Here is an 18636-nt window from a genome sequence, read left to right on the forward strand (position 1 = left end):
CACCGGAAGCGCTGTTTCAAGCGTTAAGGACGCCTCGGCTTCGCCATCGGGACTGGTCGCCTGCGGCATCGCGTTTATCGGTTGGCGATGCCGTCCAGGCGGAGTGTTGTTGACTCGTCTCGGTGGGTGCCGGTGGTGCCTACGTGCTTCTCGCTGATTTGCGCGCCGTTCTTCAGCACGTGGTACAGCGCCATGCCGTGGCCTCGGCCCAGGTCGTGGTCGGTCTTCAGCCACTCCAGGAACACGCCTGCCTTGGTGGTGCCGTCGTAGCCGCGTGATGCCGCTTCTGCCAGCAGGTCGGCTGGGGTCTTGCCGGTCTTCTTCTCCGCGCCGTCTAGGTAGGCCTGGAAGGACATCGTGGGCTCCGTTCGTCTGGTGAACTGAGCGTAGGACAACTATCCCTGTCTTGACAAGAAAAATTGTCGGTGACCTGATGGCTAGCGGCGGCGGGCTCTGGTCAGGGCTCGGGCGCGGATGACGAGGTCGTCCACCAGGTGCTCGTCTACCAGGGGTGGGATGCCGGACTCGTCGGTGCAGCAGCGGGGCTTGGTGCGCTTTTCGGAGAGTCTTGGGCGGACGCCGGCCATCTCGTAGAGGGCTTCGTAGAGGTCCAGGCCCGGGTCGTCGTCGTGTGGGCCTACCAGGAGGATCCACACGACTTCGGGGGTCGGGAAGGCCACCACTACGCGGTCGGGGCCTCGTAGGTGTTTCACGCACAGGCGCGGTAGGGGTTCTGGGCCTGTTACCCGGTAGCCCAGGGCGGCGCAGCCTGAGTGGGTCAGTTCGTCCAGGAAGCGTTCGTAGGCCAGGCGGGCACGGCCGCGCAGGCCGTTGGCCTGGGCGTGTGCGGTGTGGGTTTCTACTACCTGGATCAAGCTGTGCGGACCACGCGTCCTTTGCCGCTGCGCATCTCGTCGAGGGAGGTGGCGAGGTCTTGGCGGTCCAGCAGTGACTGGTCGCTGAGGCGGCGGTGGACTTCGTCGATGAGGCCGCGGGTCTTGCCTGCGCGGCGGAGGTCGGAGACGAGGTGGAGGACCTCGTGCAGGCGCACGGTGTCGAGCAGCATGCGCGGTTCTTGGCTGTGGATGGCCAGTACGCCTTCGCGGGCCCAGGCCTTCACGGTTTTTTCGGTGAGGTCCAGGAGTTCGCCGGCCACCACGGGGCGGACCGGTGGGGCCTGGCGGAGGGTTTTCGCTACCACGCCGTCGAGTTTGCGGCGGCGGTCGTCGTCTTCTGCCAGGGATGACGCTACGGACTCGAGCTCTTCGATCGTGTCGAAGAGGTCCCGGATGTGGGCGGCCTCGGTCGCGACAGACATGGCTACTCCTCCCGTTGACTACCGAGTATCCACTACTTTTTCGGTAGTCGTCAACGGCCCCGGAGCAGGGATCCGGGGCCGTTGCGTCACATCAGGAAGAGAAGAAGAGGCCGCCGAGGCCACGGTGCTTGCGGTGGCCGTAGCCGTAGCCCGCGTGACCGCCGTGGTGGTGGTGGACCTGCTGCGGCGCGGCGCCCCAGGCGGGCTGGGCCGGCTGCGGGTAGGCGGCGGGCGGCGGCGCGACCGGAGGCGGCGGGGCCTGCATCTGGGCTTCGAGGCGCGTGATGGACTCGAGCTCGCCGTAGTCGAGGAAGACCCCGCGGCAGCCGTCGCACTGCTCGATGTGGACGCCCATGCGGTCGAACGTGCGCATGTTCGCATGACACTTGGGACACTGCATCGTGGTGAGCCTCCTGCGGTGGGACCGGACAAAAACGATATTAGCCGCGGTCGCCGTTGTCCTGCGTCGTGACGATCCGACGACAAGCCTCAACCAGCGGTTCCACTGCCTGCAGCCCGGACATGAGTGCCCGCGCTGCCATCTGAACAACGTACGCCTGAGCCGGAATGTTGAGGACATCCCATTCCGATGTCGTCACGGCCACACCTCCCGTTTCACGGTAGGTGTTGAGGAATCGCGCCCACAGGTCGTCCGGGAGAACCCCTGCGGCGAACAAAGCCGCAGGTCGCGCGAGGTCCCAGACCGGGTCGCCCACTCCGAGATCGTCCACGTCGATGAGCCGCCACGCGCCCCTGTGCACCAGTTGCCCGAGGTGCCAGTCGCCGTGGATCAACGCCCGTCCGGACATGGTCAACGGCGGCAAGGCTTCGTACGCACGAAGCACCACATCGGCGTGCGGCAGGTCCGGCGGCAACGCTTCAATAGCTCGCACGATCCGGTCCGGCGTACCGGCCACGGGCCCCTGCACGGGCAATGCGTGCAGTCGCGCCAGCAGCACGGCGCTCTCTTCCCAGGGCGCCTTGTCCGGATCCTCCTGGCTCACCGGCGTCCCGTATGGCCACACCGTCACCGGCCGGTCGTCCACGAACTGCAACGGCATCAACGGCGGCAACAACAACTCGGGGTGTGCCGCCGCGATCTCCACCCGTTGCCGCAACGCCTCCACGTCGACGTCCGCGGGATGTGCCTTGGCCACCACGTCGCCGACCCGGACCACCACGACGTCGCCGCGGTCGCCGCCGAGCACCTCCGGGTCGGCGGAAGAACCGGTCAGTGAGGCCATTGCCGCGATCAGGTCGTCCACGCGCACAAGTGAATCAGGCCGGCTCACTTGGTGATGCAGATCGTCCTCATGGGCTGGGAGTACGTCTTCGAGTCCTCACCCGCGCACAACATGCGGTCGGACTTGCCGTCGACGACCTTCGTCACCTTGCGCGTCCCGGTGCCGCACGCCACCCGTTCGAAGTACTGGTTCACCGCCTTGAGGCAGTCGCCCTCCTGCACGTTGAGGACGTAGCAGTAGCGCGTCTTGCCGGTGCCCCTCGACCGCCCGGACGACTCGTCGAGGTAGTCACCGGTCGGGCACATGGTCCGCTTCTCACGCGAGGACACCCGGTACACGGCCTCCTGGGACGAACAGTCCACTTCGGCCATGTTGACGCTCTTGTCGTTGACGTCGACCTGCTTCGCGCACTCGCCGACGCCCGCCTGCTCGTGCCATCCGGAGCACCCGGACAGCAGCAGCGCGAGCGTCGCGATCAGGACGGTGAGTCTCATGGCTTCCCCAGACAGACGGTCAGGGCGGACTGCGAGTAGTGGTTGGTCTTCTCTCCAGGTCCGCAGCTCTCGCGGGCTCCCGTGACGACCTTCGTCACCTTCACCTCCGCCGCGGGTCCGCACGTGTTCCGCGCGAGTTCGCTGAACCGGGATCCGGTCTTGCCCCAAGGCTTCGCGTGCTGGAGGCAGTCGCCCTCCCGCACGTTGAGCGTCATGCACAGCGTGTCGGCGGTGGGGCGCGGCCGCAGGGCTCGGTAGGGCCCGTCGGGGCAGGCTGCGGGGTCGAGTGACCAGTCGGGGGAGTCGACCCTCAGCGATACCCGGTAGGTGGCGTTGTAGGCCGCGCAGTCGGTCTCTTCGAGCCCGACGCTCCGCTTCGAGGCGATCACCGCGTAGCAGTCGCTGGGGGTGGGCGCGGGGTGCTCGGCCTTCAGCTCCTGGGCGAGCACTGTGAGTCCCGCCACGCACGCGGTGGTGAGCACGCCGGGCACGATCCACTGACGCCACACCGGTTTGTGCCTCCCGCCGAGCCGAAAACCGCAGGAAGCATGTCTACTGCAGGTGCGGGTGCGGTACCCCCGTTTTGACCCAGGTAGACGTGGGCGGGTATCTTTGCTACTCGTGCCCGACCCATGTCGGGCCGCTCCGCGTGCCCGTGAGGCCGCGGTGTCCTCCACTCGCAGGGACAGTTTCACTGTTGCTTGCGGACCTTGGGAGCGGGCGACACGCCCGACCTCGGGTGCAGAGAGGGATCAAGAAACACGAGGGTGAACCGTGAGGGGAACCCGCAAAAGACGGAAGAAGCAGCCGGCGAATGCCAACGATCCAGCAGCTGGTCCGCAAGGGCCGCCAGGACAAGGTGGCCAAGCAGAAGACGGCGGCCCTCAAGGGCTCGCCGCAGCGGCGCGGTGTGTGCACCCGCGTTTACACCACCACCCCCAAGAAGCCGAACTCCGCACTGCGCAAGGTCGCTCGCGTGAAGCTGACCAGCGGTATCGAGGTCACGGCCTACATCCCCGGTGAGGGTCACAACCTCCAGGAGCACTCGATGGTGCTCGTGCGCGGCGGTCGTGTGAAGGACCTGCCGGGTGTTCGCTACAAGATCATCCGTGGCTCTCTCGACACGCAGGGTGTCAAGAACCGCAAGCAGGCTCGCAGCCGCTACGGCGCGAAGAAGGAGAAGAGCTAATGCCCCGCAAGGGACCGGCCCCGAAGCGGCCGCTTATCTCTGACCCGGTGTACAGCTCGCCGCTCGTGACCCAGCTCATCAACAAGGTGCTGGTCGACGGTAAGCGCTCCGTGGCCGAGAAGATCGTCTACGAAGCCCTTGAAGGTGCTCGCGAGAAGACCGGCACCGACCCGGTCGTCACGCTGAAGCGCGCCCTGGACAACGTGAAGCCGTCGCTGGAGGTCAAGAGCCGCCGCGTCGGTGGTGCGACCTACCAGGTGCCGATCGAGGTCAAGCCGGGTCGCTCGACCACGCTCGCCCTGCGCTGGCTGATCACCTTCTCGCGGCAGCGCCGTGAGAAGACCATGGTCGAGCGTCTGATGAACGAGCTGCTCGATGCGAGCAACGGCCTCGGTGCCAGCGTCAAGCGTCGCGAGGACACGCACAAGATGGCCGAGTCCAACAAGGCCTTCGCCCACTACCGCTGGTGATCTGACGCCCGGCCTGGACACAGGCCGGGCTCTCCCAGCCCTAGTGAGCAGCTACCGCTAGCTCAAGACAGGGGAAAGACCCGTGGCACAGGACGTGCTCACTGATCTTGCCAAGGTCCGCAACATCGGGATCATGGCCCACATCGACGCGGGCAAGACCACGACGACTGAGCGGATCCTCTTCTACACGGGGATCAGCTACAAGATCGGCGAGGTGCACGACGGCGCTGCCGTGATGGACTGGATGGAGCAGGAGCAGGAGCGCGGCATCACGATCACGTCGGCCGCGACGACCTGCTACTGGAAGAACCACCAGATCAACCTGATCGACACGCCTGGCCACGTCGACTTCACCGTCGAGGTCGAGCGCAACCTGCGCGTCCTCGACGGCGCCGTTGCCGTCTTCGACGGCAAGGAAGGCGTCGAGCCGCAGTCCGAGCAGGTCTGGCGGCAGGCGACCAAGTACGACGTCCCGCGCATCTGCTTCGTCAACAAGATGGACAAGCTCGGCGCGGACTTCTACTTCACCATCAAGACGATCCAGGACCGGCTGGCCGCCAAGCCGCTGCCGATCCAGATCCCGATCGGTGCCGAGAGCGACTTCATCGGAGTCGTCGACCTGATCGAGATGCGTGCACTCACGTGGCGTGGCGAAGTCCAGAAGGGCGAGGACTACGCGATCGAGGAGATCCCCGCGGATCTGCTCGAGAAGGCGCAGGAGTACCGCGAGCTGCTTCTCGAGGCCGTCGCCGAGACCGACGACGACCTGACCGAGAAGTTCTTCGAGCAGGGCGACCTCTCCGTCGAGGAGATCAAGGCCGGCCTCCGCAGGATCGTCGCCGCGGGCACCGCGTACCCGATCCTTTGCGGTTCGGCGTTCAAGAACAAGGGCGTCCAGCCCATGCTCGACGCCGTCATCGACTTCCTGCCGTCGCCGCTCGACCTTCCCCCGGTCGAGGGCACGCTGCAGGACGGCGAGACCATCGTGAAGCGCAGCCCGTCGAGCGACGAGCCGTTCTCCGCGCTGGCGTTCAAGATCGCCGTGCACCCGTTCTTCGGCAAGCTGACCTACATCCGGGTCTACTCGGGCAAGGTCTCCGCGGGCACCCAGGTCATCAACGCGACCAAGGACCGCAAGGAGCGCATCGGGAAGATCTTCCAGATGCACGCCAACAAGGAGAACCCGGTCACCGAGGCCATCGCGGGGCACATCTACGCCGTGATCGGTCTGAAGGACACCACGACCGGTGAGACCCTGTGCGACCCGGCACACCCCATCGTGCTCGAGTCGATGACCTTCCCCGAGCCCGTCATCCAGGTGGCCATCGAGCCCAAGACGAAGGCGGACCAGGAGAAGCTCGGCACCGCGATCCAGAAGCTGGCTGAGGAGGACCCGACGTTCCGGGTCAACCTCGACCAGGAGACGGGCCAGACCATCATCGCCGGCATGGGCGAGCTCCACCTGGACATCCTGGTGGACCGCATGCGCCGCGAGTTCAAGGTCGAGGCCAACATCGGCAAGCCTCAGGTGGCGTACCGGGAGACCATCCGCCGTGCGGTGGAGAAGTACTCCTACACCCACAAGAAGCAGACCGGTGGCTCCGGCCAGTTCGCGAAGGTGCTCGTCACCGTCGAGCCGCTGGAGAAGAAGGAAGACGGCGCGCTCTACGAGTTCGTCAACGCCGTCACCGGTGGTCGCATCCCTCGCGAGTACATCCCGTCGGTCGACGCGGGTGCGCAGGACGCGCTGCAGTACGGCGTGCTGGCGGGTTACCCGCTGGTCGGCGTGAAGGTGACGCTGCTCGATGGCGCCTACCACGAGGTCGACTCCTCGGAAATGGCGTTCAAGATCGCTGGTTCGATGGCCCTCAAGGAAGCCGCCCGTCAGGCGTCTCCCGCGATCCTCGAACCGCTGATGGCCGTCGAGGTCACGACGCCCGAGGAGTACATGGGCGACGTGATCGGCGACCTGAACTCCCGCCGTGGCCAGATCCAGGCCATGGAGGAGCGCAGTGGAGTCCGTGTCGTGAAGGCACTGGTTCCGCTGTCGGAAATGTTCGGGTACGTGGGTGACCTGCGGTCCAAGACCCAGGGTCGTGCCAACTACTCGATGGTGTTCGACTCCTACGCAGAGGTTCCCGCGAACGTCTCGAAGGAGATCATCGCGAAGGCGACTGGGGAATAACCCCACACCGGAGCACCGCAGTTCCACCGCGGGCTCTCCGGGGGCGAATCCCTGGGGTCCGCATTTTCCGACCCTGACGTGTAGTCCGGCGGGTGGCCACACATACCCGCCGGACCAGCAAAAAAGAAGTCCAGGAGGACAATCCAGTGGCCAAGGCGAAGTTCGAGCGGACGAAGCCGCACGTCAACATCGGCACCATCGGTCACATCGACCATGGCAAGACCACGCTGACCGCGGCGATCTCCAAGGTTCTGCACGACGCGTACCCCGATGTGAACGCCTCGTTCGCGTTCGACCAGATCGACAAGGCGCCGGAAGAGAAGCAGCGCGGCATCACGATCTCGATCGCGCACATCGAGTACCAGACGGAGAACCGTCACTACGCGCACGTCGACTGCCCCGGGCACGCCGACTACATCAAGAACATGATCACCGGTGCGGCGCAGATGGACGGCGCCATCCTGGTGGTCGCGGCGACCGACGGTCCCATGCCGCAGACGAAGGAGCACGTCCTCCTGGCCCGCCAGGTCGGCGTCCCCTACATCGTCGTCGCGCTGAACAAGGCCGACATGGTGGACGACGAGGAGATCCTGGAGCTCGTCGAGCTCGAGGTGCGCGAGCTGCTCTCCGAGTACGAGTTCCCGGGCGACGACCTGCCGGTCGTGCGCGTTTCGGCGCTGAAGGCGCTGGAGGGCGACGAGACCTGGGGCAAGTCCGTCCTGGAGCTCATGGCCGCCGTTGACTCGGCGATCCCGGAGCCGGAGCGCGACACCGAGAAGCCGTTCCTCATGCCCGTCGAGGACGTCTTCACGATCACCGGCCGCGGCACCGTCGTGACCGGTCGTATCGAGCGCGGCATCATCAACGTGAACTCCGAGATCGAGATCGTCGGAATCAAGGAGACGTCGAAGAAGACGACCGTCACCTCGATCGAGATGTTCAAGAAGTTCCTCGACGAGGGCCGCGCCGGCGACAACGCCGCGCTGCTGCTCCGCGGCATCAAGCGCGAGGAGGTGGAGCGCGGCATGGTCATCGTCAAGCCGGGCACCACGACCCCGCACACCGAGTTCACCGCGCAGGTCTACATCCTGTCGAAGGACGAGGGTGGCCGCCACACGCCGTTCTTCAACAACTACCGTCCCCAGTTCTACTTCCGGACGACGGACGTGACCGGCGTTGTGACGCTGCCCGAGGGCACCGAGATGGTCATGCCGGGTGACACCACCGGTATGGACGTCAAGCTGATCCAGCCGATCGCCATGGACGAGGGCCTCCGCTTCGCGATCCGCGAGGGTGGCCGCACCGTCGGCGCCGGCTCGGTCACCAAGATCCTCAAGTGATCTAGCTCTGCCAGTTCGGCGTGAGGCCGGGCCAACGACTTCCGTTGGCCCGGCCTTCGTCGTTCGGGAGAGTGAAATGTGCGGCAGCTCACGTGAGCTCGTCGCAGGCGCGCGAGAACAGAGCCGTCGCGGAGATTCTGTTGCCGGGCAATGGAACCGTTGTGCTCGTCGCTCCACATGCGACGGACAGAGGGCTTCACCGGTCAAGATCCGCACGTGATCTGGCTCTAACTCACCCACCCCGATTTGGATCGCCTCGCAACCGTGTGGCATCCTTTACGGGTTGCTCGACGAAGGCCGGGTTCACTTCGTGTGTGCCTGAGTTATTCGACCGAGCGTCCGCGCCCTGTTAGTGAACGCCTCCTTGCGGAGATGGGCATCAGGGTGCATGGGCTGTGGTAGGCCCAATCCCACCGGGGAGACCTTGAGTGGGACCGGTATGCGCACCGGGCGCGACACGCCCGACCGCGTGGACCGGGCACCATGACACTTCAACAGGGGCGGAGCGCGCCAAGAGGCTGTAACAGGCCTCATCCGAGGCACCGCACCGCAGCGGTTACGAGAAGCAGAGGAACGGCAAGCCATCATGGCGGGACAAAAGATCCGCATCCGGCTCAAGGCCTACGACCACGAAGCGATCGACGCGTCAGCGCGCAAGATCGTGGAGACCGTGACGCGCACCGGCGCTCGGGTCGTCGGGCCTGTGCCGCTGCCCACTGAGAAGAACGTGTACTGCGTCATCCGCTCGCCGCACAAGTACAAGGACTCGCGCGAGCACTTCGAGATGCGCACGCACAAGCGGTTGATCGACATCCTCGACCCGACGCCGAAGACGGTTGACGCGCTCATGCGCATCGACCTGCCGGCCAGCGTCGACGTCAACATCCAGTAAGCGTTGGGCGCGGAGAGTAACGGACCAATGTCTGACAGGCAGATGAAGGGCATCCTGGGCACCAAGCTCGGCATGACTCAGGTCTTCGACGAGAACAACCGGGTTGTCCCGGTGACGGTCGTCAAGGCTGAGCCCAATGTCGTGACCCAGGTTCGGACCCAAGAGAAGGACGGCTACACCGCCGTCCAGCTGGCGGCCGGCGCGATTGACCCGCGCAAGGTCAACAAGCCCGTCGCAGGGCACTTCGCCAAGGCCGGGGTCACGCCCCGCCGCCACCTGGTGGAGCTGCGCACGACGGACGCCAGCGAGTACACGGTCGGCCAGGAGATCACCGCTGAGGTGTTCGAGGCCGGCGCTGTTGTCGACATCACCGGCACCAGCAAGGGCAAGGGCACCGCAGGTGTCATGAAGCGCCACAACTTCCGGGGCCTCGGCTCCAGCCACGGCACCCAGCGCAAGCACCGCTCGCCGGGTTCCATCGGTGGCTGCGCCACCCCGGGTCGCGTCTTCAAGGGTCTGCGCATGGCTGGCCGCATGGGCCACGAGCGCGTCACGACCCAGAACCTGAAGGTGCACAAGATCGACGCCGAGAACGGCCTGCTGCTCATCAAGGGCGCTGTTCCCGGCCCCAAGGGTGGTCTGGTGTTCGTCCGGACTGCCGCGAAGGGTGGTGCCTGATGTCGACGGTTGAGATCCGCACCCCGGACGGCAAGTCCGCCGGCACGGTCGAGCTTCCCTCGGCTGTTTTCGACGCGCAGGCGAACGTCTCGCTGCTGCACCAGGTCGTCGTGGCCCAGCAGGCCGCCGCGCGCCAGGGCACGCACTCGACGAAGACCCGTGGCGAAGTTCGCGGTGGTGGCAAGAAGCCGTACCGCCAGAAGGGCACCGGTCGTGCCCGCCAGGGTTCGACGCGTGCGCCGCAGTTCGCCGGCGGTGGCGTCGTCCACGGCCCGCAGCCGCGTGACTACTCGCAGCGCACCCCCAAGAAGATGAAGGCTGCCGCTCTGCGCGGTGCCCTCTCCGACCGGGCGCGCGCCAACCAGGTGCACGTCGTGTCCGGCCTGGTGGACGGGGACACCCCGTCGACCAAGACCGCGCGCAAGGTGCTCGAGTCGGTCACCGAGGCTCGTCGCGTTCTCGTGGTGCTCAACCGCACCGACGAGGTCGCGTGGGTCAGCGTGCGGAACCTTCCGCACGTGCACGTGATCGCTCCCGACCAGCTCAACACCTACGACGTGCTCGTCAACGACGACGTGGTGTTCACCAAGGACTCGCTCGACGTGTTCCTCGCCAGCAAGGCCCAGCAGGGTCGCGGCTCGGCTGAGGCCACGGCGGTCGCGGTGGACGAGGAGGCTTCCAAGTGATCCCCGACCACAGGGACATCTTGCTCGCGCCGGTGATCTCGGAGAAGTCCTACGGGCTGCTCGAAGAGAACAAGTACACCTTCTTGGTGGCGCCGGGTTCGAACAAGACCCAGATCAAGATTGCCGTGGAGAAGGTCTTCGGCGTCAAGGTCGTCAGCGTCAACACCATCAACCGCCAGGGCAAGCGCAAGCGGACCAAGAGCGGTTTCGGCAAGCGCAAGGACACGAAGCGCGCGATCGTCACGTTGTCGGCTGACAGCAAGGCGATCGAGATCTTCGGCGGCCCTGCCGCCTGATGACGAGGACTGCGTAGAGATGGGCATTCGCAAGTACAAGCCGACGACTCCCGGTCGTCGCGGTGCGAGCGTCTCCGACTTCGCCGAGATCACTCGGTCGACTCCGGAGAAGTCGCTGATCCGCCCGCTGCACAAGCTGGGCGGCCGCAACGCGTCGGGCAAGATCACCACGCGGCACAAGGGTGGCGGTCACAAGCGGGCTTACCGCTTGATCGACTTCCGTCGCCACGACAAGGACGGCGTGCCGGCCAAGGTCGCTCACATCGAGTACGACCCCAACCGGACCGCGCGCATCGCACTCCTGCACTACGCGGACGGCGAGAAGCGCTACATCATCGCCCCGGAGAAGCTCAAGCAGGGTGACACGGTTGAGAACGGCCCCAAGGCCGACATCAAGCCGGGTAACAACCTGCCGCTGCGCAACATCCCGGTCGGTTCCGTGATCCACGCGATCGAGCTCCGCCCCGGTGGCGGCGCGAAGATCGCCCGCTCGGCCGGTGCCTCGGTCCAGCTCGTGGCGAAGGACGGCCCGTACGCCCAGCTGCGGATGCCCTCGGGCGAAATCCGCAACGTGGACGTGCGCTGCCGCGCCACGCTGGGCGCCGTCGGCAACGCCGAGCACCAGAACATCAACTGGGGCAAGGCCGGCCGCATGCGGTGGAAGGGCAAGAAGCCCACCGTCCGCGGTGTCGCCATGAACCCCGTTGACCACCCGCATGGTGGTGGTGAGGGTAAGACCTCCGGTGGTCGCCACCCGGTGAACCCGGCTGGCAAGCCCGAAGGCCGTACCCGCCGCCGTAAGCCAAGCGACAAGCTCATCGTCCGGCGTCGTCGCACCGGTAAGAAGCGCTGAGCAGGAAGGGAGTGAAGGATGCCTCGCAGCCTTAAGAAGGGCCCCTTCGTTGACGACCACCTGCTCAAGAAGGTGGACGTTCTCAACGAGTCGGGCAAGAAGACGGTCATCAAGACGTGGTCCCGCCGGTCCACGATCATCCCGGACATGCTGGGTCACACCATTGCGGTGCACGACGGCCGCAAGCACGTCCCGGTGTTCGTGACCGAAGCGATGGTCGGGCACAAGCTGGGCGAATTCGCCCCCACCCGGACCTTCAAGGGCCACATCAAGGACGACCGGAAGTCTCGCCGCCGCTAAGGCGCCGAACTAGGAAGAGCAAGGGGAAGCAGCGATGAACGCCCGTAAAGATGCTGAGGCGCAGGAGTTTCCGCGCGCCGTGGCTCGGGCTCGCTACGTCCGCGACACGCCGATGAAGGTGCGCCGCGTCGTCGAGCTCATCAAGGGACGTAACGCCCGCGAGGCCCTGGCCGTGCTCCAGTTCGCGCCGCAGGCGGCAAGTGAGCCGGTCGCGAAGGTGCTCGCCAGCGCCATGGCCAACGCCGAGAACAACCTGTCCCTGGACCCCGACTCCCTCTGGGTTTCGGTGGCCTACGTGGACGAGGGTCCGACCCTCAAGCGTTTCCGCCCGCGTGCCCAGGGCCGCGCGTACCGGATCCGCAAGCGGACGTCGCACATCACCATTGAGGTGGAGTCGCGTCCGAAGAAGACCAGCGCGAAGGGAACCCGGTAGTGGGCCAGAAGATCAACCCGCACGGCTTCCGGCTGGGGATCACCACCGACTGGAAGTCCCGCTGGTACGCCGACAAGCAGTACGCCGAGTACGTCGCGGAAGATGTCAAGATCCGCAAGCTGCTCAGCAAGGGCATGGAGCGTGCCGGCATCTCCAAGGTGGAGATCGAACGGACCCGTGACCGGGTGCGCGTCGACATCCACACCGCACGGCCGGGCATCGTCATCGGTCGTCGTGGTGCCGAGGCGGACCGCATCCGCGGTGAGTTGGAGAAGCTCACCAAGAAGCAGGTCCAGCTGAACATCCTCGAGGTCAAGAACCCCGAGTCGGACGCGCAGCTCGTGGCACAGGGTGTCGCCGAGCAGCTGTCCAACCGCGTCGCCTTCCGGCGCGCGATGCGCAAGGCCATTCAGTCGGCCATGCGTTCGCCGCAGGTCAAGGGCATCCGCGTGCAGTGCGGCGGTCGCCTCGGCGGCGCCGAGATGTCCCGCTCGGAGCACTACCGCGACGGCCGCGTGCCGCTGCACACGCTCCGCGCCAACATCGACTACGGCTTCTTCGAGGCCCGCACCACGTTCGGCCGTATCGGCGTGAAGGTGTGGATCTACAAGGGCGACATCGTCGGTGGTATCTCGGCCAAGCGCGCGCTCGACGCGGCCCCCGCACAGGGTGCGGACCGCGCCCCGCGCCGCGACCGTGGCGAGCGTCCGAACCGGGCCCGTCGCTCCGGTGCCAGCGGCACCACCGCGACGAGCACCGAGGCCGGTCGTGCCGCAGCTGACGCTTCCGCGTCGGCCGAGGCTCCGGCTGCTGCAGAGAAGACGGAGAGCTGAGTCATGCTCATCCCGCGCAGGGTCAAGCACCGCAAGCAGCACCACCCCAAGCGGTCGGGTGCTGCCAAGGGCGGCACGAAGGTCACCTTCGGTGAGTACGGCATCCAGGCTCTCGAGCCCGCCTACGTCACCAACAGGCAGATCGAGTCCGCTCGTATCGCCATCACGCGTCACATCCGTCGTGGCGGCAAGGTCTGGATCAACATCTTCCCGGACCGCCCGCTGACGAAGAAGCCGGCCGAGACCCGCATGGGTTCCGGTAAGGGTTCGCCGGAGTGGTGGGTCGCGAACGTCAAGCCGGGTCGCGTCCTCTTCGAGATGGCCTTCCCGAACGAGCAGGTGGCCCGCGAGGCTCTTCGCCGCGCGATCCACAAGCTCCCGATGAAGTGCCGCATCGTTACGCGTGAGGGTGGTGAGTTCTGATGGCAGCGGGTACCACCGCTTCTGAGCTGCGTGAGCTCACCGAGGAAGAGCTCGTGCTGCGTCTGAAGGAATCGAAGGAAGAGCTCTTCAACCTTCGTTTCCAGATGGCCACGGGCCAGCTCGACAACAACCGGCGGCTGCGCACGGTCCGGCACGAGATTGCCCGGATCTACACCGTGATGCGGGAGCGGGAGCTCGGGCTCTCCGTTTCGCCGGAATCCACTGGTGAGGGTGCGGCATGACCGAAAGCAACGAAGTCCAGACCGAGAAGCGCAACGACCGCAAGGTCCGCGAGGGCCTCGTCGTGTCCGACAAGATGGACAAGACGATCGTGGTTGCGCTCGAGGACCGCAAGAAGCACCCGCGTTACTCCAAGATCATGCGCTCCACCACCAAGGTGAAGGTGCACGACGAGGAGAACGCGGCTGGCGTCGGCGACCGCGTCCTGCTCATGGAGACCCGGCCTCTGTCGGCGACCAAGCGCTGGCGGCTCGTCGAGATCCTCGAGAAGGCCAAGTAAGTCCCCCAGGGGATTGAACACCGTAGACAGACCGAGCCCGTCGGGTCGGAAATCCGGCGGGCCAGGAATGGTCAGGAGCAAGTAAGTGATCCAGCAGGAGTCGCGGCTTCGTGTCGCCGACAACACTGGTGCGAAGGAGATCCTTTGCATCCGTGTTCTCGGTGGCTCAGGCCGTCGCTACGCGGGCATCGGTGACATCATCGTCGCGACCGTCAAGGACGCGATCCCCGGTGCCGGCGTCAAGAAGGGCGATGTCGTCAAGGCGGTCATCGTCCGCACCGTCAAGGAGCGTCGTCGTCCGGATGGCTCGTACATCCGCTTCGACGAGAACGCCGCCGTGCTCATCAAGCCCGACAACGAGCCGCGGGGCACCCGCATCTTCGGCCCGGTCGGTCGCGAGCTGCGCGACAAGAAGTTCATGAAGATCATCTCGCTGGCTCCGGAGGTGCTCTGACCATGAAGGTGAAGAAGGGCGACACGGTCGTCGTTATCGCCGGCAAGGACAAGGGCGCCAAGGGCAAGGTCATCCAGGCCTACCCGGAGAACGGCAAGGTCCTGGTCGAGGGCGTCAACCGGATCAAGAAGCACACCAAGATCACGCAGACCCAGCGGGGCGCGCAGTCTGGTGGCATCGTGACCCAGGAAGCCCCGATCAACGTCTCCAACGTGATGGTGGTCGACTCGGACGGCAAGCCGACCCGTGTTGGTTACCGGACGAACGACGAGGGCAAGCGGGTCCGCATTTCCCGTCGTAACGGGAAGGACATCTGATCATGACTACCGCAGAGAAGATCATCCCGCGGCTCAAGACGCGCTACCGCGACGAGGTGAAGGCCGAACTGCAGAAGCAGTTCGACTTCTCCAACGTCATGCAGATCCCGGGCGTCGTGAAGGTCGTCGTCAACATGGGTGTCGGCGACGCCGCCCGTGACGGCAAGCTGATCGAGGGTGCCGTCAAGGACCTCTCGATCATCACCGGCCAGCGCCCCGAGGTCCGCAAGGCCCGCAAGTCCATCGCGCAGTTCAAGCTCCGCGAAGGCATGCCGATCGGTGCGCGCGTCACGCTGCGCGGCGACCGCATGTGGGAGTTCCTGGACCGCCTGCTGACGATCGCGCTGCCCCGTATCCGCGACTTCCGCGGCCTCTCGGGCAAGCAGTTCGACGGCAACGGCAACTACACGTTCGGTCTGAACGAGCAGTCGATGTTCCACGAGATCGACCCCGACGCGATCGACCGTCCGCGCGGCATGGACATCACCGTCGTCACCACCGCCACGAACGACGAGGAGGGCCGGGCGCTGCTGAAGCACCTGGGCTTCCCGTTCAAGGAGAACTGAGTCGATGGCCAAGAAGGCGTTGATCAACAAGGCCGCGAAGAAGCCGAAGTTCAAGGTCCGGGGTTACACCCGGTGCCAGCGTTGCGGCCGCCCCCACGCGGTGTTCCGCAAGTTCGGCCTCTGCCGGATCTGCCTGCGCGAGATGGCTCACCGCGGTGAGCTGCCTGGCGTGAGCAAGTCCAGCTGGTAATTCAAAGCTCCACTACTTCGCTGTAGGCCCGCACACGACCGTCCCGTCCCTCCTCCTTCACCGGGGGAGGGCGGGTCTGGACCCTGAGCCGGTGAACCGCAGCGAGAAAGGTTGACCAGGTCACCATGACGATGACCGACCCGATCGCAGACATGCTCACTCGTCTGCGCAACGCGAACTCGGCTTACCACGACAAGGTCGTGATGCCGCACTCGAAGCTGAAGGCCAACATCGCCGAGATCCTCAAGCGCGAGGGCTACATCGCCTCGTACCGCGACGAGGAGGGCGAGGTTGCCAAGAACCTCGTCGTCGAGCTGAAGTACGGCCCGAACCGGGAGCGCAGCATCGCCGGCCTCCGCCGCGTGTCGAAGCCCGGCCTGCGCGTGTACGCGAAGTCCACCGGTCTGCCCCGAGTTCTCGGTGGCCTCGGTGTGGCGATCATTTCGACCTCTGGCGGTCTCATGACCGACCGTCAGGCCAACAAGGCAGGCGTGGGCGGAGAAGTCCTCGCCTACGTTTGGTAAGGGGGAGTAGACATGTCGCGCATCGGTAAGCAGCCGATCATTGTCCCCTCCGGGGTCGACGTGAACATCGCCGGCCAGGACGTCAGCGTGAAGGGCCCCAAGGGTCTCCTGACGCTCACGCTCGCTGAGCCGATCATCGTGGAGAAGGCCGACGACGGCACTCTCGAGGTCAAGCGCCCGAACGACGAGCGCCGCAACCGCGCGCTCCACGGCCTGTCGCGCACGCTCGTGCACAACATGGTCGTCGGGGTGACCCAGGGTTACGAAAAGAAGATGGAGATCCACGGCGTCGGTTACCGCGTCGCGCTCAAGGGCTCTGAGCTCGAGTTCGCGCTCGGTTACTCCCACCCCGTCAAGGTCGAGGCCCCCGCGGGCATCACCTTCGCGGTGGAGACCCCGACCCGGTTCTCCGTCTCCGGTATCGACAAGCAGCTGGTCGGTGAGGTTGCCGCCAACATCCGCAAGCTGCGCAAGCCCGACCCGTACAAGGGCAAGGGTGTGCGGTACTCGGGCGAGAAGATCCGCCGCAAGGTCGGAAAGACGGGTAAGTGACATGAGCGAGTCGACTGTTACGAAGCGCAAGCCGGTGGGCAAGGACATCTCCACCAGGCGTCGTGTTGCGAAGGCCCGTCGCCACTTCCGCCTCCGCAAGAAGGTCAACGGAACCGCCGAGCGTCCGCGCCTGGTCGTGCACCGGTCGTCGAAGCACATCACCGTTCAGGTGATCGACGACCTCAAGGGCCACACGATCGCGTCCGCTTCCTCCATGGAGGCCGACGTCCGTGCCCTGGACGGCGACAAGAAGGCCCGTGCGGCCAAGGTCGGCCAGCTGGCCGCGGCCCGCGCCAAGGACGCCGGTATCACGGCGGTCGTGTTCGACCGCGGTGGCAACGCGTACCACGGCCGGATCGCTGCTCTGGCTGACGCCGCTCGCGAGGCGGGGCTGGAGTTCTGACAATGATCATCACCGGAATTGAGAGGGACGCCTGATGCCAGGACGTACGCGTCGCGAAGGCGGCGGGGGCGAGCGCGGAGAGCGCCGCGACCGTCGTGACGGCGGCCGCGGCGGCGCGGCCCAGGAGAAGACCCCCCACCTCGAGCGCGTGGTTGCGATCAACCGCGTCTCCAAGGTGGTCAAGGGTGGTCGTCGCTTCAGCTTCACCGCGCTCGTCGTGGTGGGTGACGGCGACGGCATGGTCGGCGTCGGTTACGGCAAGGCCAAGGAAGTTCCCGCGGCCATCGCCAAGGGTGTCGAGGAAGCGAAGAAGAACTTCTTCCGCGTGCCTCGCATCGCCGGCACCATCCCCCACCCGATCCAGGGTGAGAAGGCCGCTGGTGTGGTTCTGCTGCGTCCGGCCTCGGCCGGTACCGGTGTCATCGCGGGTGGCGCTGTTCGCGCCGTCCTCGAGTGCGCCGGCGTGCACGACGTGCTGTCGAAGTCGCTCGGCTCCGACAACGCGATCAACATCGTGCACGCGACCGTGGCGGCCCTCAAGGGTCTGCAGCGTCCGGAAGAGGTCGCGGCCCGTCGTGGTCTGCCCCTCGAGGACGTGGCTCCCGCCGGCATGATCCGCGCTCGCGCGGGCCAGGGGGTGTGATCATGGCTCAGCTGAAGATCACCCAGGTCCGGAGCACCATCGGTACCAAGCACAACCACCGCGAGTCGATGCGCACCCTCGGGCTGCGCAAGATCCGTCAGTCGGTCGTGCGTGAGGACACCCCCCAGGTGCTCGGCCTGATCCACGCCGTGCGCCACCTGGTGAGTGTTGAGGAGGTCCAGTCGTGACCATCAAGATTCACGACCTGCGTCCCGCCCCCGGCGCCAAGACCGCCAAGACCCGCGTTGGTCGTGGTGAAGGCTCCAAGGGCAAGACCGCCGGCCGCGGTACGAAGGGCACGGGCGCTCGCAAGAACGTCTCGCCGCGCTTCGAAGGTGGCCAGATGCCGCTGCACATGCGGCTCCCGAAGCTCAAGGGCTTCAAGAACCCGTTCCGCACCGAGTACCAGGTCGTGAACGTCTCCGCCATCGCTGCCTCCTTCCCGGAGGGCGGCTCGGTGGACGTTCCCGCGCTGGTGCTGGCCGGGCTGGTCCGCAAGGGCTCGCTCGTCAAGGTGCTGGGTGACGGCGATGTCAGCGTCAAGCTGGATGTCACGGCTGACAAGTTCTCCAAGACCGCTGTGGAGAAGTTGGCTGCTGCTGGTGGGTCTTCCACCGTGGCGTCCTGACGTATCGCGTCAGATCTGTCTGAAGGGCCCCAGGATTCGATCCTGGGGCCCTTTGGCGTTTCTGGGGGTGCGTGGTGTGGGTGCGGCTTTGAGGGGCGCGAGCTTTGAGGGTGGTCACCTTGCGGGCGGCGAGGTTGCGTTGCGTGCGTTTCCTGGGGGCGCTGCCCCCAGACCCCCGCCAATCTGATCTGGGGGTCCTCCGCCG

General features: G+C 66.0%; 32 protein-coding genes. 25 read left to right on the forward strand and 7 right to left on the reverse strand.

The window, feature by feature from the left end; genetic code table 11:
- Window positions 1-74: 74 nt before the first annotated feature.
- From ACWGE0_RS43265 to ACWGE0_RS43295, 7 genes are all read right to left on the reverse strand, one after another.
- Window positions 75-356, reverse strand: a complete 282-nt coding sequence (locus ACWGE0_RS43265) for a DUF4287 domain-containing protein (protein ID WP_452266679.1) — start codon at window positions 354-356, stop codon at window positions 75-77.
- Between the two features lie 81 nt (window positions 357-437).
- The gene (locus ACWGE0_RS43270; protein ID WP_452266680.1) at window positions 438-875 is read right to left on the reverse strand and encodes a hypothetical protein; all 438 of its coding nucleotides are present in this window, start codon (window positions 873-875) and stop codon (window positions 438-440) included.
- Window positions 872-1318 carry a hypothetical protein gene (locus ACWGE0_RS43275; RefSeq protein WP_452266681.1) on the reverse strand — a complete coding sequence of 149 codons (447 nt, stop codon included), beginning with the start codon at window positions 1316-1318 and terminating at the stop codon, window positions 872-874. Before ACWGE0_RS43275 ends, ACWGE0_RS43270 begins: the two co-directional genes overlap by 4 nt.
- A 91-nt stretch (window positions 1319-1409) precedes the next feature.
- Window positions 1410-1718 carry a TFIIB-type zinc ribbon-containing protein gene (locus ACWGE0_RS43280; RefSeq protein ID WP_319976911.1) on the reverse strand — a complete coding sequence of 103 codons (309 nt, stop codon included), beginning with the start codon at window positions 1716-1718 and terminating at the stop codon, window positions 1410-1412.
- 40 nt (window positions 1719-1758) lie between these two features.
- On the reverse strand, window positions 1759-2583 hold the full coding sequence (locus ACWGE0_RS43285; RefSeq protein WP_452266682.1) for a phosphotransferase family protein: 825 nt from the start codon (window positions 2581-2583) through the stop codon (window positions 1759-1761).
- A 23-nt stretch (window positions 2584-2606) separates the two neighbouring features.
- Window positions 2607-3056 carry an LppU/SCO3897 family protein gene (locus ACWGE0_RS43290; RefSeq protein ID WP_452266683.1) on the reverse strand — a complete coding sequence of 150 codons (450 nt, stop codon included), beginning with the start codon at window positions 3054-3056 and terminating at the stop codon, window positions 2607-2609.
- Window positions 3053-3565 (reverse strand): LppU/SCO3897 family protein, encoded by a 513-nt coding sequence (locus ACWGE0_RS43295; protein WP_452266684.1) that lies wholly within the window; start codon window positions 3563-3565, stop codon window positions 3053-3055. The genes ACWGE0_RS43290 and ACWGE0_RS43295 overlap by 4 nt, the downstream gene beginning before the upstream one ends.
- Window positions 3566-3870: 305 nt before the next feature.
- On the opposite strand from ACWGE0_RS43295, the gene rpsL reads away from it, so the two are divergent.
- The 25 genes from rpsL (at window position 3871) to rplO (ending at window position 18431) form a co-directional block, all read left to right on the forward strand.
- Window positions 3871-4245 carry a 30S ribosomal protein S12 gene (gene rpsL, locus ACWGE0_RS43300; protein WP_030473471.1) on the forward strand — a complete coding sequence of 125 codons (375 nt, stop codon included), beginning with the start codon at window positions 3871-3873 and terminating at the stop codon, window positions 4243-4245.
- Window positions 4245-4715, forward strand: a complete 471-nt coding sequence (rpsG, locus tag ACWGE0_RS43305; RefSeq protein ID WP_030478293.1) for a 30S ribosomal protein S7 — start codon at window positions 4245-4247, stop codon at window positions 4713-4715. The genes rpsL and rpsG overlap by 1 nt, the downstream gene beginning before the upstream one ends.
- Before the next feature lie 82 nt (window positions 4716-4797).
- Window positions 4798-6900 carry an elongation factor G gene (gene fusA, locus ACWGE0_RS43310; protein ID WP_452266685.1) on the forward strand — a complete coding sequence of 701 codons (2103 nt, stop codon included), beginning with the start codon at window positions 4798-4800 and terminating at the stop codon, window positions 6898-6900.
- Between the two features lie 146 nt (window positions 6901-7046).
- A complete protein-coding gene (tuf, locus tag ACWGE0_RS43315; RefSeq protein WP_452266686.1) occupies window positions 7047-8240 on the forward strand; it encodes an elongation factor Tu in 1194 nt (397 codons plus the stop codon).
- Window positions 8241-8826: 586 nt separating this feature from the next.
- Window positions 8827-9132, forward strand: coding sequence for a 30S ribosomal protein S10 (rpsJ, locus tag ACWGE0_RS43320; protein ID WP_003938093.1), 306 nt, complete (start codon window positions 8827-8829; stop codon window positions 9130-9132).
- A gap of 27 nt (window positions 9133-9159) precedes the next feature.
- Window positions 9160-9810, forward strand: coding sequence for a 50S ribosomal protein L3 (rplC, locus tag ACWGE0_RS43325; protein WP_319972321.1), 651 nt, complete (start codon window positions 9160-9162; stop codon window positions 9808-9810).
- Complete coding sequence (gene rplD / locus ACWGE0_RS43330; RefSeq protein ID WP_452266687.1) at window positions 9810-10496, forward strand: 50S ribosomal protein L4; 687 nt, start codon at window positions 9810-9812, stop codon at window positions 10494-10496. The genes rplC and rplD overlap by 1 nt, the downstream gene beginning before the upstream one ends.
- Window positions 10493-10792 carry a 50S ribosomal protein L23 gene (rplW, locus tag ACWGE0_RS43335; protein WP_045309807.1) on the forward strand — a complete coding sequence of 100 codons (300 nt, stop codon included), beginning with the start codon at window positions 10493-10495 and terminating at the stop codon, window positions 10790-10792. Before rplD ends, rplW begins: the two co-directional genes overlap by 4 nt.
- Window positions 10793-10811: 19 nt before the next feature.
- Complete coding sequence (gene rplB, locus ACWGE0_RS43340; protein ID WP_319972323.1) at window positions 10812-11645, forward strand: 50S ribosomal protein L2; 834 nt, start codon at window positions 10812-10814, stop codon at window positions 11643-11645.
- 18 nt (window positions 11646-11663) lie between these two features.
- Window positions 11664-11945 (forward strand): 30S ribosomal protein S19, encoded by a 282-nt coding sequence (gene rpsS, locus ACWGE0_RS43345; RefSeq protein ID WP_015105260.1) that lies wholly within the window; start codon window positions 11664-11666, stop codon window positions 11943-11945.
- A gap of 34 nt (window positions 11946-11979) precedes the next feature.
- Window positions 11980-12378 (forward strand): 50S ribosomal protein L22, encoded by a 399-nt coding sequence (gene rplV / locus ACWGE0_RS43350; RefSeq protein ID WP_452266688.1) that lies wholly within the window; start codon window positions 11980-11982, stop codon window positions 12376-12378.
- The gene (gene rpsC, locus ACWGE0_RS43355) at window positions 12378-13211 is read left to right on the forward strand and encodes a 30S ribosomal protein S3 (protein ID WP_452266689.1); all 834 of its coding nucleotides are present in this window, start codon (window positions 12378-12380) and stop codon (window positions 13209-13211) included. The genes rplV and rpsC overlap by 1 nt, the downstream gene beginning before the upstream one ends.
- A 3-nt stretch (window positions 13212-13214) precedes the next feature.
- Window positions 13215-13634 carry a 50S ribosomal protein L16 gene (rplP, locus tag ACWGE0_RS43360; protein WP_030473461.1) on the forward strand — a complete coding sequence of 140 codons (420 nt, stop codon included), beginning with the start codon at window positions 13215-13217 and terminating at the stop codon, window positions 13632-13634.
- Window positions 13634-13876 carry a 50S ribosomal protein L29 gene (gene rpmC, locus ACWGE0_RS43365; RefSeq protein WP_319972325.1) on the forward strand — a complete coding sequence of 81 codons (243 nt, stop codon included), beginning with the start codon at window positions 13634-13636 and terminating at the stop codon, window positions 13874-13876. Before rplP ends, rpmC begins: the two co-directional genes overlap by 1 nt.
- On the forward strand, window positions 13873-14154 hold the full coding sequence (rpsQ, locus tag ACWGE0_RS43370; RefSeq protein WP_089949051.1) for a 30S ribosomal protein S17: 282 nt from the start codon (window positions 13873-13875) through the stop codon (window positions 14152-14154). Before rpmC ends, rpsQ begins: the two co-directional genes overlap by 4 nt.
- Before the next feature lie 85 nt (window positions 14155-14239).
- Window positions 14240-14608: a 50S ribosomal protein L14 gene (rplN, locus tag ACWGE0_RS43375; RefSeq protein ID WP_146358721.1), complete on the forward strand. Its 369-nt coding sequence runs from the start codon at window positions 14240-14242 to the stop codon at window positions 14606-14608.
- A gap of 2 nt (window positions 14609-14610) precedes the next feature.
- Complete coding sequence (gene rplX / locus ACWGE0_RS43380) at window positions 14611-14925, forward strand: 50S ribosomal protein L24 (protein WP_090065866.1); 315 nt, start codon at window positions 14611-14613, stop codon at window positions 14923-14925.
- Window positions 14926-14927: 2 nt separating this feature from the next.
- Window positions 14928-15491, forward strand: coding sequence for a 50S ribosomal protein L5 (gene rplE, locus ACWGE0_RS43385; protein ID WP_452266690.1), 564 nt, complete (start codon window positions 14928-14930; stop codon window positions 15489-15491).
- 4 nt (window positions 15492-15495) lie between these two features.
- Window positions 15496-15681, forward strand: coding sequence for a type Z 30S ribosomal protein S14 (locus ACWGE0_RS43390; RefSeq protein ID WP_030473455.1), 186 nt, complete (start codon window positions 15496-15498; stop codon window positions 15679-15681).
- Between the two features lie 125 nt (window positions 15682-15806).
- On the forward strand, window positions 15807-16205 hold the full coding sequence (gene rpsH, locus ACWGE0_RS43395) for a 30S ribosomal protein S8 (RefSeq protein WP_030473454.1): 399 nt from the start codon (window positions 15807-15809) through the stop codon (window positions 16203-16205).
- Between the two features lie 12 nt (window positions 16206-16217).
- The gene (rplF, locus tag ACWGE0_RS43400; RefSeq protein WP_319972327.1) at window positions 16218-16757 is read left to right on the forward strand and encodes a 50S ribosomal protein L6; all 540 of its coding nucleotides are present in this window, start codon (window positions 16218-16220) and stop codon (window positions 16755-16757) included.
- A 1-nt stretch (window position 16758) separates the two neighbouring features.
- Window positions 16759-17160, forward strand: coding sequence for a 50S ribosomal protein L18 (gene rplR, locus ACWGE0_RS43405; RefSeq protein ID WP_319972328.1), 402 nt, complete (start codon window positions 16759-16761; stop codon window positions 17158-17160).
- Between the two features lie 34 nt (window positions 17161-17194).
- On the forward strand, window positions 17195-17803 hold the full coding sequence (rpsE, locus tag ACWGE0_RS43410) for a 30S ribosomal protein S5 (protein ID WP_053733140.1): 609 nt from the start codon (window positions 17195-17197) through the stop codon (window positions 17801-17803).
- A 2-nt stretch (window positions 17804-17805) separates the two neighbouring features.
- On the forward strand, window positions 17806-17991 hold the full coding sequence (rpmD, locus tag ACWGE0_RS43415; protein ID WP_053733139.1) for a 50S ribosomal protein L30: 186 nt from the start codon (window positions 17806-17808) through the stop codon (window positions 17989-17991).
- Window positions 17988-18431, forward strand: a complete 444-nt coding sequence (gene rplO, locus ACWGE0_RS43420; protein ID WP_086669037.1) for a 50S ribosomal protein L15 — start codon at window positions 17988-17990, stop codon at window positions 18429-18431. Before rpmD ends, rplO begins: the two co-directional genes overlap by 4 nt.
- Window positions 18432-18636 lie beyond the last annotated feature (205 nt).

The organism is Lentzea sp. NPDC054927 (assembly GCF_053610285.1).